The organism is Spirosoma aerolatum, assembly GCF_002056795.1.
Classification (GTDB): Bacteria; Bacteroidota; Bacteroidia; order Cytophagales; family Spirosomataceae; genus Spirosoma; species Spirosoma aerolatum.
In genome coordinates, this window is the sequence record NZ_CP020104.1 from 7,145,792 (window position 1) to 7,160,600 (window position 14,809).

General features: G+C 48.3%; 15 protein-coding genes. 5 read left to right on the top strand and 10 right to left on the bottom strand.

The features are described 5' to 3' along the window. Positions 1-38: 38 nt before the first annotated feature. The 8 genes from B5M13_RS29835 to B5M13_RS29870 form a co-directional block, all read right to left on the bottom strand. Positions 39-464 (bottom strand): DUF983 domain-containing protein, encoded by a 426-nt coding sequence (locus tag B5M13_RS29835; RefSeq protein WP_080059137.1) that lies wholly within the window; start codon positions 462-464, stop codon positions 39-41. Between the two features lie 274 nt (positions 465-738). Continuing rightward, positions 739-2,157: an MBL fold metallo-hydrolase gene (locus B5M13_RS29840; RefSeq protein WP_080060131.1), complete on the bottom strand. Its 1,419-nt coding sequence runs from the start codon at positions 2,155-2,157 to the stop codon at positions 739-741. A 39-nt stretch (positions 2,158-2,196) separates the two neighbouring features. After that, entirely contained in the window at positions 2,197-3,000 is an 804-nt protein-coding gene (locus B5M13_RS29845) for a sulfite exporter TauE/SafE family protein (protein WP_080059138.1), read from the bottom strand. Positions 3,001-3,128: 128 nt separating this feature from the next. Beyond that, positions 3,129-3,770: a Crp/Fnr family transcriptional regulator gene (locus B5M13_RS29850; protein WP_080060132.1), complete on the bottom strand. Its 642-nt coding sequence runs from the start codon at positions 3,768-3,770 to the stop codon at positions 3,129-3,131. A 153-nt stretch (positions 3,771-3,923) separates the two neighbouring features. Beyond that, the gene (locus tag B5M13_RS29855; protein WP_080059139.1) at positions 3,924-4,727 is read right to left on the bottom strand and encodes a universal stress protein; all 804 of its coding nucleotides are present in this window, start codon (positions 4,725-4,727) and stop codon (positions 3,924-3,926) included. Positions 4,728-4,880: 153 nt separating this feature from the next. Then, positions 4,881-6,005, bottom strand: coding sequence for a DUF6544 family protein (locus tag B5M13_RS29860; protein WP_218919466.1), 1,125 nt, complete (start codon positions 6,003-6,005; stop codon positions 4,881-4,883). 137 nt (positions 6,006-6,142) lie between these two features. Next, positions 6,143-6,397 carry an RNA-binding protein gene (locus tag B5M13_RS29865; protein WP_080059140.1) on the bottom strand — a complete coding sequence of 85 codons (255 nt, stop codon included), beginning with the start codon at positions 6,395-6,397 and terminating at the stop codon, positions 6,143-6,145. 54 nt (positions 6,398-6,451) lie between these two features. Beyond that, a complete protein-coding gene (locus tag B5M13_RS29870) occupies positions 6,452-7,573 on the bottom strand; it encodes a L,D-transpeptidase family protein (RefSeq protein WP_080059141.1) in 1,122 nt (373 codons plus the stop codon). A gap of 176 nt (positions 7,574-7,749) precedes the next feature. Between B5M13_RS29870 and B5M13_RS29875 the strand changes: the two genes are divergently transcribed. Next, a complete protein-coding gene (locus tag B5M13_RS29875) occupies positions 7,750-7,995 on the top strand; it encodes a FixH family protein (RefSeq protein ID WP_080059142.1) in 246 nt (81 codons plus the stop codon). A gap of 146 nt (positions 7,996-8,141) precedes the next feature. On the opposite strand, the gene B5M13_RS29880 is transcribed toward B5M13_RS29875, so the two are convergent. Then, positions 8,142-8,546, bottom strand: a complete 405-nt coding sequence (locus B5M13_RS29880; RefSeq protein WP_020597639.1) for an Hsp20/alpha crystallin family protein — start codon at positions 8,544-8,546, stop codon at positions 8,142-8,144. A 280-nt stretch (positions 8,547-8,826) separates the two neighbouring features. Between B5M13_RS29880 and hemC the strand changes: the two genes are divergently transcribed. From hemC to B5M13_RS29895, 3 genes are all read left to right on the top strand, one after another. Beyond that, positions 8,827-9,753: a hydroxymethylbilane synthase gene (gene hemC / locus B5M13_RS29885; RefSeq protein WP_080059143.1), complete on the top strand. Its 927-nt coding sequence runs from the start codon at positions 8,827-8,829 to the stop codon at positions 9,751-9,753. Beyond that, positions 9,750-10,187, top strand: a complete 438-nt coding sequence (locus B5M13_RS29890) for a GNAT family N-acetyltransferase (protein WP_080059144.1) — start codon at positions 9,750-9,752, stop codon at positions 10,185-10,187. The genes hemC and B5M13_RS29890 overlap by 4 nt, the downstream gene beginning before the upstream one ends. A gap of 89 nt (positions 10,188-10,276) precedes the next feature. Further along, complete coding sequence (locus B5M13_RS29895; protein WP_080059145.1) at positions 10,277-11,503, top strand: ABC transporter permease; 1,227 nt, start codon at positions 10,277-10,279, stop codon at positions 11,501-11,503. Between the two features lie 117 nt (positions 11,504-11,620). On the opposite strand, the gene B5M13_RS29900 is transcribed toward B5M13_RS29895, so the two are convergent. Further along, positions 11,621-13,795, bottom strand: coding sequence for a tetratricopeptide repeat protein (locus B5M13_RS29900; RefSeq protein ID WP_080059146.1), 2,175 nt, complete (start codon positions 13,793-13,795; stop codon positions 11,621-11,623). Between the two features lie 109 nt (positions 13,796-13,904). Between B5M13_RS29900 and B5M13_RS29905 the strand changes: the two genes are divergently transcribed. Next, on the top strand, positions 13,905-14,789 hold the full coding sequence (locus B5M13_RS29905) for a DNA/RNA non-specific endonuclease (RefSeq protein ID WP_080059147.1): 885 nt from the start codon (positions 13,905-13,907) through the stop codon (positions 14,787-14,789). Positions 14,790-14,809 lie beyond the last annotated feature (20 nt).

Consider the following 14,809-nt stretch of genomic DNA (forward strand, 5'->3'; position numbering starts at 1 on the left):
CTGTAAACCTGTTTCCGTGATAAAAATCACATAACCAACTATTGCAACGCCTTCGAATTCGCTTTCATTTGCAAGGAGTTACCAGCCATTCTTGCCATTTCCGGTCGATAATTCACAAAAAAATTGATCCAGGTTCGTCGGGCAAGCCGAAAAAAGAAGGGAGTCAGAATTATTAGCGACGGCAGGAGGACGATCAGATAGTAGTCCAGATTGATGTCCAGTATGGCATAAAAGAGTACGAAGGAGCTAATGATAAAGGCTACGTAATAGGCATAGCTCACATACATGGCTCCGGTAAAAAAGCCCGGCTCCGGCGAATACCGCAGATGGCAATGGCTGCACTCCTCGTGCATTTTGTCGAACTGTTTCAGGTTATAGGCGCTTTTACTCACAAAAAAATCACCTTCCTGGCAACGTGGGCATTTATTGAAAAGAATGCTATTGAGTTTGGTTCCCTTTAACATGGCCTTATCGAGTTTATGTGCTGATCGGGCCGTTCATTGGCTGGCGATCACTTATAGCTCAAAAGTAGCCGGCCATTTTACCGAAATCTGTGATAATTGTTACACAGGAGGCTGATTCTGGTAAGTGAATAAATCCTGAAGCTGTTTAAACTTTTCTGCTCAGGCCAGGAAAACGGACGTTTTCGCTCCATTCGTAAATGTTTAAATAGCTTACTTGTGAATTATGCCGAAGAAGTTTTTGACAGGATGTACAGAATTTTATCGAAACGGGTAATCAATCCTTCTTTAGGGTGCTTGGGCAAACGTAATCGGTCGTGTTGATGCGTCCACTTTTCTGAATAGCCCCGAAGCCCCCGGCCACATCGATCACGTTATCGTACCCCCGCGATTTCAGGATAGAGGCCGCCATCATTGACCGATAGCCGCCTGCACAATGCACATAGAATGGTTCGTTTTTAGGAAACTCGGCCATATACTCGCTGATGTAATCGAGCGGAACATTCTTAGCTCCGTCGATATGCTCAGCTGTAAACTCACCAGGTTTCCGAACGTCGATAACCGGAATAAGCCCCTGTTCGAGCCGCTCAGCCAGTTCATCAGCCGAAATCGACGTGATGGTGTCTACTTCTTTGCCACTGGATACCCAACTGCTAAAGCCACCTTCCAGATACCCCAGTACCTGATCGTAACCTACACGGGCCAGCCGGGTCAGCGTTTCCTGTTCAGTACCAGGTTCGCACACCAGTAAAAGTTCCTGCCGAACGTCGGGAACAAGGGCACCCACCCAGGGCGCAAACTGCCCACCCAGGCCAATATTGATCGAGTTGGGAATAAAACCCTTCGCAAACACCTGCGCCGACCGCACATCGAGTACCACCGCCCCCGTTTCGTTGGCAGCCGCTTCGAAAGCTTCCGGGCTCAGCGGTTGGGCACCCCGGTCCAATACAGTATCGATGCTTTCGTAGCCCTGCTTGTTCATCATCACGTTTTGCGGAAAATATTTCGGGGGAGCCAGTAGCCCATCGGTAACCTCCTTAATAAATTCGTCGCGGGTCATTGTAGCCCGAAGCGCATAGTTGTATAGTTTCTGGTTCCCCAGTGTATCGGTGGTTTCCTTGCTCATGTTTTTGCCACAGGCCGAACCGGCACCATGAGCCGGATATACGATCACATCGTTGGGCAGGGTCATGATTTTGGTACGGAGCGAGTCGAAGAGATAGCCCGCCAGATCGTTCATGGTCAGGTCTGATTTCTGGGCCAGATCGGGACGGCCAACATCACCAATGAACAGCGTATCCCCACTAAACAAGGCTTTCTCGTTGCCCTCTTCATCAATCAGCAGATAACAGGTTGACTCCATCGTATGGCCCGGTGTGTGCAGCACCCGGATTTTCACATGTCCTAATGGCAATTCTTCGCCGTCTTTAGCAATATAAGCCTGAAAACCCGTCTGGGCATTCGGACCGTAGACAATCGTTGCGCCAGTCTGTTTAGCCAGATCAAGGTGCCCCGACACGAAATCAGCATGAAAATGAGTTTCCAGAACGTATTTTATCGTAGCCCCTGCACGCTCGGCACGTTCTATATAAGGCTTTACTTCCCGGAGTGGATCAATAATGGCTACTTCGCCCTGGCTCTCAATATAATAAGCGCCCTGCGCAAGGCAACCCGTATAAATCTGTTCTATGTTCATGTTCATTCGTGTTTGATAACTGGAGAAAAATCGAGTCGATTAAAAAAGAAGCTCTTTGGCAATGATATAAACACCCATCATGAGTACAAACCAGCCAAAGGCCTTTTTAAGTTTCTCACCGGCTACATACTTGGACAGATACGAACCCACAAAAATACCAACAATCGAAAGAGCGGTGAATTCGAGTAGAAATGGCCAATCGACCTGCATATTGGACAAATCGCCTAGAAAACCGATCAGTGATTTGGCTGCAATGATCAGCAATGAGGTGCCAACCGCCATTTTCATGGGCAGCCGGGCCAGCAGTACCAACGCCGGAATAATCAGGAACCCACCCCCGGCGCCCACAATGCCTGTGAGCGTGCCAACCAATGCCCCTTCGAGGGCAATCATGGGTAGGTTAAAGTGTGGTTCATCAGCTTCCGTATTCGTTTCATTTTTCTTGTCGCGAATCATAGACAGCGAAGCGGCCAGCATAACCAGGGCAAAAAATAGCATAATAGCCACATTCCGGCTAAGTGCGAAGGAGTTTATAGTAAGCACCGGGTCGGGAATAACGGGAACCAGATACTTACGGGTTAAGAAAACAGCCAGGAAGGAAGGAATGGCAAAAACAATAGCCGCCCGATAATTAACCTGCTCGTTTCGCATGTAATTAACTGAACCGACAAGCGATGTAGCGCCAACAACGAACAGGGAATAGGCTGTGGACAGGACGGGGTTAATCCCCATCATATATACCAGAACAGGAAGCGTTAAGATACTCCCCCCTCCTCCGATCAGTCCGAGGCTGATGCCAATGAAAATGGAAGCCGAAAAGCCAATTAGTTGAATTGTGGTCATGCCCGTTTAACTTTTATGCAAAGCAACAGCACGCCCCGAGCCTTTTCCGTGATAATTGTTACACAGCCCGTTCATGAAGCTTAACTTGACATAGCCATGCTCGTCTGCGATTCATAAAACCAACAGTACTAAACGGCTACCATCTCAATTTTGCCCCGTTGCAACTTTAGTTTGTTCATTTTTTCGAGTTGCTTCAATAACCGCGAAATCACTTCACGGGAAGTAGCTAACTCATTGGCAATTTCTTCGTGGGTGATCGTCAGTTCGCGGCATTGACAATTCTGCATTTTTTTCTGAAGATAGGCCAGCAGTCGCTCGTCAAGTTTATGAAAGGTAACTTCGTCGATGGTGGTCAGCAGGTTGTCGAATCGTTTCTGGTAGGTCTGAAAAACAAATTGCTTCCAGGTCGAATAGCGGCAAAGCCACTCGTCCACTTTATCGACAGGTATGGCAATCAGTTCGGTTTCTTCCTCGGCAACAGCCGTAATTTCACTGCGTCGGCTACCCAGGCAGCACGTAAGCGACATGGCACAGGCATCCAGACCGCCCAGGTAATAGAGCAACGCTTCGCGGCCTTCCTGATCAGGGCGCATGATTTTAACCGAGCCCCGAACAATTATTGGAACAGAACGGATGTATTCGCCCGGACGGATCAGATATTCTCCTGCCGGAACAATCTTCTGTTGGCCAACTTTAGCCAGATCGTCAAGCAAAGCGTATTCAAACTGACCTTTGAATGTTTCCTGTAGGTAGTTCAGGCTTATGTTCATAGCAACAAACATGGTTGAAGTCTATCGCTATCATTAACCGAAACCTAGTTTAGCAAGTTGCATTCCCTTCTAAAAAGACCTACACCAGACACAGCTTAAAATATGAGCTCACCATTCAGGCTACGCTCCCAAAGGCCCGATGCAACGGGTTCGTTATCGGCCAGAACAGCTAACGGAATCAGAGGATGATAAGCAAGTTGTACTCCGATTAAGTAATACGTCAAGTAAGGACCGATGGTGCGAAGCGGTTACCAGCAGATCGACATAGTGCGATTCTACATAGTTACTAATACCGGCCTGTAACCCAACATGCGATTCGATTACTTCAGTTGTGTTGAGATCAGCAAATCGGGATTGGAACGCTTCACGAATAGCTTTATCAGGGGCTGACGTCATGGCGTCCTTAGCCAAAATCGTCAGAAAGGTAAGCTGCGCGTGGTGATTGCCGACTAAGTCCTGTAACGCTTTAGCGCCAGCGAAGCCGAGCGGCTGGTAGTCGGTAGCCAACACAACGTTGAGCAGTGGCCCCGGCTGGCTGGTGGCCGGAATCACAAGCACATGGCACCGATTAGCCCGCACCAGTGCCGTAGCGACACTCCCAAATCTGATCGTCTTTTCGCTCCCCGTTGCGCCGACTACTACCCAGTCAACATGTTCAGCCTGAAGCATCATACTAATAGCCAGATCGGGTTCTACAGCCATCGCAACGGTTCGGAACTGGCAATTTGTATCTCGATTCGCGCTTGTTAGCTCCTCTGCCAGTTTCTGTAGATTGGCCTCAACCTGTTTTGTCAGATCAGCATATAACGCCAGCCCGTCGGGCGATACGCCCAGTGTGTTGCCACAGGCATTAAGCAGAACAAATTCAACGGGTGTTTTCGAGAAGTATCGGAGTGCGTGCTGAATCGCATTTTTCGATGCGGCCGAAAAATCGGTTGGGAGCAGAATCTTTTTCATTAGGAAGTGATTTTAGGTCGATACAAACTAATCCGGTTGACTCCGATACCTCAATGATACTGGTTAGTGCTTAAGCTGATCTAACGCAAGCTAGAGCTACTGCTACACTTCAAGAATCGGGATTGATTACTAGCGTCTTTATACGCTAGGTACCTAATAAAGAGCCGATTGATTGTAATCGATGGCCGTAATAGCCAGTTTATACCAGGTAAAATCGCCTGTTTTAAATTTCCAGGTGGCTGCTCCCTGCGTAGGTATACGAATACCATTGCAGAGGGCTCGGTAGGTATCGCTGGTGGTTGTCCAGGTATCCAGTATATAATGACTATCCGCTTGCCGGTAACGTTGTGCCTCAAAACCTGCAATATCTCCGTGGCTATTGAACCGAAATATACCCGAAGCCGTCACCCCTCCATAAGTCATCGTGGCTTTCGCTGATCGATCATCAACAGCCTCCCAACGAATATACGAACTCAGAACGGCCGTTGGGAACCATATAATTTCGCTCAGGAAACGTACCAGGGCTCCCTGGTCCATTTCGGGCCCTTTTTCATCAGCGATATTGATAAGCGACATAAACTGAATGGTCATTCCACCATGGCCATTTTTGTACTGGTCAAAACCATTTAGTTGAAGCAGGGGTGCCATCTGAATAGTAGCCTTCCAGACAAATCCGGGTTGGTCGACGGTAAAATACTGCTCAGCTTCGGCGGCCATCCACTTTCCATCCTGACGGGTTCGCATCAAACCCTGTTGCCGTAACCGAACGGTACGAATTTTCTCCTTACCCAACACGTCTGCCTTCATTAGCCACTGCTTTACCGGCTCTGGCAAGTTTACCAGCATATCCGTTGTTATAATTGTCCGGTCGAGAGGCTCTTTCGCCAGAAGCTGTTGCGCTGCCTGATCGGCTTTTTGGTCAAATCGCAGATTCGCATAGGCAAATCCAATTACGACCAGAACAATCAGATTAGCTATTGTTCCGGCTTTGGCATCGGGCCAGTACACAACGATGAGCGCCTGCGACACAACTATACTTAATAAGGCCGTTACCAGCCACAAGTCTTTCCGTAGTCCGTAGCTTACAGCCGCCAGAACAAACCCCACACAAGCAACTAACCAGCCGATACCCAGCACTTTCGCCATATCGGATGAAACGGGAATTAGGCTTCTTCCGGTCAGTTGAGGTAGAATTGCCAGTTGCCACTGACTGACAAACCCCATCAATTGTATTAATCCATGAGTGATTAATACCACTATAAACAAGACACGTAGCATGATTTATAGGCGGATAGACGGATGATCAGAATGGTCAAATAACTTTATCCATACAGGTGTACGTATGCAAACACCAAAGTGCCCTATGCAGACACTGGTAATCGGTTAGTTCCTTTGACTAGTTCACGATTTAGGTTTCATTGTGGTGTTGGTTTAGCCAGGTCGGTTTCGATATACTGGCCATCATTACCAAATACTGCCACTACCGGTTTGCCATCAAAAACAAAATGGGCATATGAATAATCGGCGTTACGCGTCCACTTGACCGACTCTACTTTACCAAATTTTTTAACAAATGCTTTCTCAACCGTTTCATTTGGCTCTTTGGTGGCACAGGCGATAAGCAAAACACCTAATGCCAGAGTAAAAACTCCTTTTGTAATCCGTTTCATGGTCTGTATGATTTAGTAGAACAACTTATTGATAGCCTATTGGTCAAGGCAAGGTTATGAATCCAGTTTCCACCAGCCGTACACGTCTTTGTACACCAAAATGGCACCCTGGTCGTCAATATCGAGCAAATTGTAGGTTACGATCACCGGAATCGGTTTTGGAATAGCGATTGTTTTAGGCTGTGCCTGCTTCTGACAGGTCGTCAGGAATGAAGGGGCAAAACGGGGTTTGCCCAGCATCAGGTTAGCTAGTTCAACGGGTTTTTCAACCCGGATGCAGCCGTGGCTCAGCGTCCGCTTGTCATGGGTAAACAGGGTACGTTGATTGGTATCGTGCAGGTAAATGTCGTATGGGTCGTTTACATTGAATTTCAGGACGCCCAGCGCATTGTCGCAACCAGTTGATTGCCGAAGCCGATACGGAAACGTTCTGACCGTATAGGTCGACCAGTTGACTGACTCTGGCGACACAATCGCTCCTGTTCCGTCGATGATTTGTAGATTCATAGCGGCCAACACCCCTGCCGGATTTTTCCAGATTTTAGGCAGTAATTCGTTTATCGCTATCGAGCGTGGTACATTCCAGTACGGATAAGTAACCAGACCCGTAATTTGCGCATTGAACAAAGGAGTGGGCGTGCCTGCTTTTCCGACAATCACTCGACTGCTTAGCCGCGTAATGCCCTCCTGATCAACTACCCGTAACGTAGCCGACGGGATGTTGACAATCACACGTTTATCGGCCGGAAACCGATTAAGCCATCGGTAAAAATTCAGCGTGGATTTGACCTGCTCAATCGTTAGTGAATCGGCCATATAATCATCAACCAGACAGCGTATGCAATAAGCCTTAAGCTGTTGATAGGTAGGGGCATGTGACTCCAGCGAATCCAGCAGCGGGCACCAGTCGTCGCCTGTCAGGAACAAGGCCGTCAGTCGATGAATACGAGCGGTATCCACTTGCTCTTTTAACCCCTGATAGCCCAGCCTTACATGAGGCTTTCCGTAAACGATCTGCGTAAAATACGACCGCAGACAGCTAGCAGTGGGCGTATCACATGGCGCTTCTATACCAATTTCACTGGCATATTGCCGTAATCTGGCCCAGTCGTCAGGCTGTTGAGCAAAGGCCATCGAAGGGAAGCAGAGTAGTATGATTATCAGTCGGTTCAGCATACTGAGCAGTTGTAATGACAGCCCAAAACTGCACACGATTTGGTGACACAATCCTGATAGAGATCAGCCTATAACTTGAAACCAGTCAAGCGGTTTCCTGACGTATATCATAGAGGGTGCCAATAAATAGGGCTATTTTTGACAGGGAATAATCTTGACACCTACTCTTTTGAACCATGACATTCGAACCTGCCTCCCAAATACTGGCTTTTGTTTTGCCTATGTCGTTCCTACGATGTAATCTAACGTTCAGCAAGCGGAATGGTATCGATGACGACATTCATATACCTGTTCAGCCAACGAGTAAGTCCAGATATGTAGTACCGACTGATAAACTCGCGAAGGGTCTTTGGCGGGTGTACCTCGAATGGTCGGATGGACGCAGGCAATACCACGACGAACAGGAAATCAGTATTGTCTGACCTAATCGGCATTGTCAAAAAACGTAAAGCCTCCAAAATCAAGCGAAGCCCTTAAACGCAAAAAGCCGCTTCCGTAGAAGCGGCCGAACTCATCTATAGGCAACAGAACCGTCTCTGGGTTCCGAAAGAGATTCGCGGTAGTTTGCTTAAAATAAGTTTTTTATATCGATTCGACGGTGCATCTGCTCTTCATCTTTGAAAGGCAACATGACCATTACCCGACCCTGTTCATGAATGGCTTCGATATGATCAGCGTCAACAAAGGACGGAATATCCAAAACCCGAAGGAACATTGGTACGGCCAATCGCTGGCTGATACCATCTTCCTGATGCTCACTTGTGCCAACCAGTAAGGTATAGAGAACGAGTTTACTGCCCTCAACCAGCACATTAAACGAGTTGGCCTTGACACCAGGAGCTGACAGGGTGATAATTAAGCGTTCATCTTCCCGCTCTACATTCATAGTGGTCTGACTAGATCCACCATAAAGGGTATTCAGCAAGTCGATCTGCCCGCCTGTTCCCTGAAACACGTTTTCTATCGCTTTCATAGTGGTGTTGTTTACTGTTCAATTACTGTATTATAGACAAACCTCGTGCCTAAAGGTTTATTCTGACTTTTTCGGCCAGTATGACAGGCAAAATCTTGAAAAAATCGCCCAAAAAATGCCTTTTTGACACGTTTAGATGGCTTTGTGCCAATTTCTTACAAATACTTACGTTTAGTCAGACTGTTGCGATTTCTGGGCTTTCTGTGGAAAGTCGGCCACACCACAATATCAATTTGTTGATATACGGAAAGCTGTGTTTCATGCCGTATCTTTGTGAATCATGCATATTCGAATAGGAACCCGAAGTAGTCGCCTGGCCGTTTGGCAGGCGGAGCATATTCAAACACTGCTTCAACAGGGAGGCTTATCCTCCGAACTGGTATTGATTGAGACCAAAGGGGATCTGGTACTCGACCGATCGCTCGCCAAAATTGGCAGTAAAGGCGTCTTTACGCAGGAACTGGAAGACCAACTTCGTGATGGTAGTATCGATATTGCTGTTCATAGTGCCAAAGATTTACCCTCTAGTTTACCGGCCGATCTGACCATTATTGCCTTCACCGAACGCGAACAGGCGAATGATGTACTCGTCAGCCGAAATAAATCGCTGTCACTTAGTAGCGGACAGCCCTTCCGCATCGGTACATCATCCACGCGCCGGGTGGCCCTGCTTAAACACTATTGCCCACACCTAACTACGGTTGAAATGCGGGGCAATCTGCAAACGCGTATCCGTAAGCTCGACGAAGGGCAATGCGATGCGCTGCTGCTGGCGTATGCGGGTGTACACCGGATGGGATACGACGATCTGATTGCCGAACAGTTGCCCATTACCGAATTTATACCCGCCGTAGGCCAGGGAACCATTGCGATCGAAGCCGCCACAGCGTTAGACCCATTGGTAAGTGAAGCCATTACGCAGCGTATCGATCATGCCCCAACGGCGGCCTGTTTACGGGCCGAACGTGCTTTTCTGGCCCGGCTGGAAGGAGGCTGTAGTATTCCATCCTTTGCGCTGGCGCACTGGACATCCGACCAGACCATCAGCCTTACAGGCGGACTTGTCAGCCTGGACGGGAGCCAGTTACTCCGCGAAACCTTTACAAGCTCTCCAGTCGAAGCGTCAGCGTTAGGCCATTCGTTGGCCGAAGCTATTCTGGAACGAGGGGGCGATGTAATTTTACAGCAAATCCGCCAACAATTATGACGATTAAGATTGCCACTACCGACGCCGAAATTGAACGGTGTATTCCTGCTATGCTGGCTCTGCGTTCGCACCTGACCCCAGCCGAGGCTTTCGACCGGATTCGTTCCCAGCAACAAACGGATGGCTTCGTACTGGCCTATATCGATACCGGAAACCCTGATGAGCCCATCCCGGCCGTTACGGGCTATCGTTACCTGAATTTTTTGTACAGTGGCAAAACGCTCTATATCGACGATCTGTCCACCCTACCTGAAGCGCGTGGAAAAGGTTACGCTGGTGCTCTCGTCGATTTCATTATCGATCAGGCCCAGCAGGCGGGTTGCCAATGCGTTTCGCTCGATTCGGGGCAAAACCCGGCTCGGTACGATGCCCATCGGCTCTACCTGAACAAACGGTTCAATATAGTCAGTCACCATTTCAAACTGGACCTTTAGGTTAATGAATAATGTAGAATGAATAATTAGCTTGGTAGTTTTTCATTTTTACATTATCCATTGTTCATTATCTATTAAATTTCTTCAGGATGAATCTTTTCCGAATTAGTTGGAGTAATCTACGCGACAAGCCTCTGAGCAGCTTCCTAAGCGGCCTGTTGATGACGTTTGGAATTACGATTATCTCGCTGCTGTTGCTGCTCAACAAACAGCTGGACGATCAGTTTCGGAAAAATATTCGGGGCATCGATATGGTGCTGGGTGCGAAAGGAAGCCCCTTACAATTGATTCTGTCCAGTATTTATCAGATCGACTCACCCGTTGGTAATATCCCCCTCGATGAAGCCGAGCGGCTTTCCCGTAATCCAATGATTAAAACGGCCATTCCACTGGCCATGGGCGACAATTATCGGTCGTTTCGGATCATAGGTACCAACAAAAAATACCTCGATCATTTTGGTGCCACGGTGGGTCAGGGAAAGCTATTTCAAAAGGACCTGGAAGTAGTCATTGGTCCTCGCGTAGCGGATGTGACGGGCTTAAAAATCGGGGATACTTTTGCCAGTTCGCATGGGCTGGATAAAGACGGTGAAGTGCACGGGGACTCCAAATACAAGGTTGTCGGTGTCCTCAACCCAACCAACACAGTTACCGACCAACTTATTCTGACCCCCGTATCGAGCGTATGGGCCATTCACGCACATCATGACGAGCATCACGAAGAAGGAGAAGCGCATGAAGCCGGTGAAACCCACGACGAACATGAGGAAGAGCCCCGCGAAATCACCAGCATGCTCATCAAGTTCCGGAATCCGATGGGTATGATGCTGGCACGGGGTATCAACAGCAACTCCAAACTTCAGGCGGCTTTACCAAATATTGAAATCAATCGGCTTTTTTCTCTGCTGGGTATAGGTGTAGAAACCCTGCGCGGTCTTGCTATTGTAATTATGCTGATTTCGGGCGTTAGTGTGTTCGTATCACTCTATAACTCCCTAAAAGAACGGCGCTACGAAATGGCGCTCATGCTGTCGATGGGCGCCACACGCGCCCAGTTGTTTGGCATGCTCTTGCTGGAAGGTATTGTACTGGCGCTGATTGGCTTTGTGTTGGGGTTGTTATTAAGTCGGGTTGGTTTATGGCTATTCTCGGGGACTGTTTCGGATGAGTATCATTATAATCTGGCGGCTTTTGGCATTCTGCCCGAAGAGTGGGCACTTCTGGGCATTGCCCTCCTCATTGGTATACTGGCCGCTGCCTTGCCTGCTTTGGGCGTTTACCGAATGAATATCTCCCGTACGCTGGCGGAAGAATAAAACAAATCGGGGTTGACGATATCGTCAACCCCCAAAAGATAAACGTCAATTATACAATATGAGAGGAACCAGCGACCCTAAGCAGCTTTACACTAGCTCTCCACCGCCTTGAGTTATCTAGTACTTATTAATAATCGAATCTGGTAGCACTTTCACATCGATTCCATACGCTTTCAGTAAGTTAGCCCGGTTGTTCTGCCCATCCACATAAGCTGGGTTTACAACCATCGAGCGATTGTAATAGTACGACGCCAGTTCGAGCTTCTGCCGATTATTTTGTGCCTGAGCTTCCCCCTGATAGATTACCCCCAGGTTGTTGTAAGCTGGTGCATACGCGTTGGCTGCCCGAATGGTTTGCTTATAGTAGTACTTGGCCGAATCGACATTGGGTGTAATTTTCTGAAAAACATAGGCCATCGAGAAATACGCTTCCCCAAAGTTTGGATAGATACGGGTCGACTCCTGCAGATGGTCGAGTGCCCAACGACCGTGCACATTCGCGTGGGCGATATTAGTGTCGATCAAAGCCTGCGCTTTCTTGATCTGTTCAGGTGTCGGTTTAGGCTTGATCGCATTGGTTGCATTTGCAATTGAATCCGCTTTGGCACGATCTTTCAGCCCTTTCTCAATCCACTCATTCGCTACATGTCGTTGTACCTGGCAGCTATTGGGTGCATAGGGTAGCGCCGAATTAAACAGGATGAAATTGTTCTCCCAGTCGCGGTTACGTTCAACCGTTTTGAACGAATAGAGCCCAGCGACAACAGCCATCAGCCCTAGCAACGGCGCATAACGAACCAATGCGGGTTTGGTAGCAGACTCATCCGATGCATTGGCGTCTCCCCGAACAAGCAGTTTTTGTAAGGCCCAGATTAGAATGAACGCGAAGCCCATCACAGCTGCGTAGGCAAACCGTTCAGCGAAAATACCACCCCGCATCCAGATAAAACCCAGACCAGGAGCCATCGTAACAAAGAACCAGAATATACCAAAGCCCCAGAGTGTACGCTTCATGAACCCCTTCCAGCCTAACCAGGCTAAGGCGATCAGCGACAAGAAGCCAGCCCAGGTCAGTAAATCGCCTTTGCTACCCGATGGGATCACATTATACGAATAGTCATAGACAAGCGGATGTGGCAAGATCAACAACCGGATATAATACATCAGGAATTTGAAGGTTGTCGATTTCTCAGTCTGTAAAATCTTGTACGGATAGTTGGCCCAGTCGACCGGAGGGGTTCCGCTTAGAGTACCAATCATCTTCTGTTTCTGGAAGAAAAACAGAGCAGCCACAATTAGAAATGGCCATAAACTGATGAGCGACTGCCACACATTCCGACGGGCAAACCAGTATTGCATGGCCGGAATCAGTGCCAGACTCACAATAGACGACTCTTTGGACAGGAACGCGAAATACAATGATACACATGCCAGCCCCACCCAACTTGCCGACAAAGAGCCCATAATCAGCACCCCGACGATACCACCAAACGTACTTCCCGTCAGACTACTCCCAATTACCCAGCCCCCGACAATAGCAAACAGGCCAAATAATCCACCAAACGCCCAGTCGCCAACTGCCCCCTTATACCAGAACGACGAAGCCGATTCCAGGTGCTTCCAGTACGACAGTAACATAAGCGAGATAAACAGGAAGCTCAGGATTTCGTCACGTCCCTTGATATTCGCTACAATCTCAGTATGGATAGGATGTGCAATAAACACCAGCCCAATCAGAAAAGCGGTGATCGTTTGACCCGGTAGCCATTTCTGAAGCAATGCGCCAATAGACAAACCAGTTAATGCGTACAAACCGGCATTGATCATGTGGCTGATGTTTGGATTATCTTTGAAATACTCCTGCTCCATCGCAAACGTAATCAGCGATAGTGGGCGATAATACCCCAGAGAGATATTGCTGAAATGCCAGAATTCGGTACGAAGCAGGTCAGGTATACCAGCTAGCCCTTTTTTAACGAATAAATTCTGACCAACGGCCGCTATATCGTCGAGCGCGTACTGGTGTCCAAAGGTGTTAATGTACAAAACGAAGCCTAATAGAGCCAGAGCCGCTACAGGCCACCAGACGACCGGGCGTTTTTCGATAGGTAGATCCGACGAGGGCGGTGTCGTAGTCGGTTTAGTTGTCGTTGGGCGCGTTACCGGACGCTGAGCCGTCTCGTTAACACGGGTTGAACTTGGCCGGGTAGAATTCGTTGCGGTGGTTTGAGCAGGTTTGGATGATGCCGAACGAGGATTCTCGTAGGCAGTAGGTTGCTTCTTTTTAGCCATGATAGCAGTTACTCATCTATTGAGGACGTATTAATTCTCTTCTGGAAATCAGATATTGACTACGTAGAGAATCACTACATTTATGGATTGATTGTAAAGTTCCGTAAGAATGTTAGCAAAATCAATTCAGATACATTATCAATTAAAAACATTTGCGTTCGCCATTGGGGCAAGTCTGCTCATCAGTGGCTGTGTTAGTGTTCGGCCAACCTTGCCCAGCACCAGCACAACGAGTACGCTAAATCGGCCCGACAATCTGGCCCTGGGTAATCCAAGCAACGCATCCAGCAACAGCCCTGACAATTACCTACTGACAAAGCCACAGTATACGCTATCCTACAATCGTAGCCGTGGCATTGCTAATTGGGTCAGTTGGCGATTGACATCCACCTCAAAAGGCGATAGCAAACGTACCAATGATTTCAGGCCTGACCCCACATTGCCAACTGGCTGGTATGCTGCCCGTCCTTCCGACTATACCAATACAGGCTTCGATCGGGGGCACCTTTGTCCATCGGACGATCGCGATGCAACCCCCGAAGATAATGCCGCTACGTTTCTCCTAACCAACATCGTGCCACAAGCCCCACGACATAACCGCGAGGTCTGGAAAAATTTAGAAGAGTATGAGCGTCAACTGATGAGCAACGGCAACGACGTCTACATTATTGCGGGTGTAAGCGGCACAGGTGGTACGGGCCAAAACGGCTTTGCCACATCCATAGCCAACGGAAAATTAGCTGTACCAGCCACACTCTGGAAAATCCTGATTGTTGTTCCAACCGGACCTGACAATACCTTTCAGCTCACAGAAAATACACGCATCATTGCCGTCAATATTCCCAATGAACAATCAGCCGCCGATAAACCCTGGCGTGCCTACATCACGACTGTCGACAAACTCGAAGCATTGACTGGGTACGACTTCCTGTCAAATATACCTACTGACATTCAACAGGTTATTGAAGCCCGAATCGACGGAGGTACTAACTAACGTTGCTAATACAAAAAGCA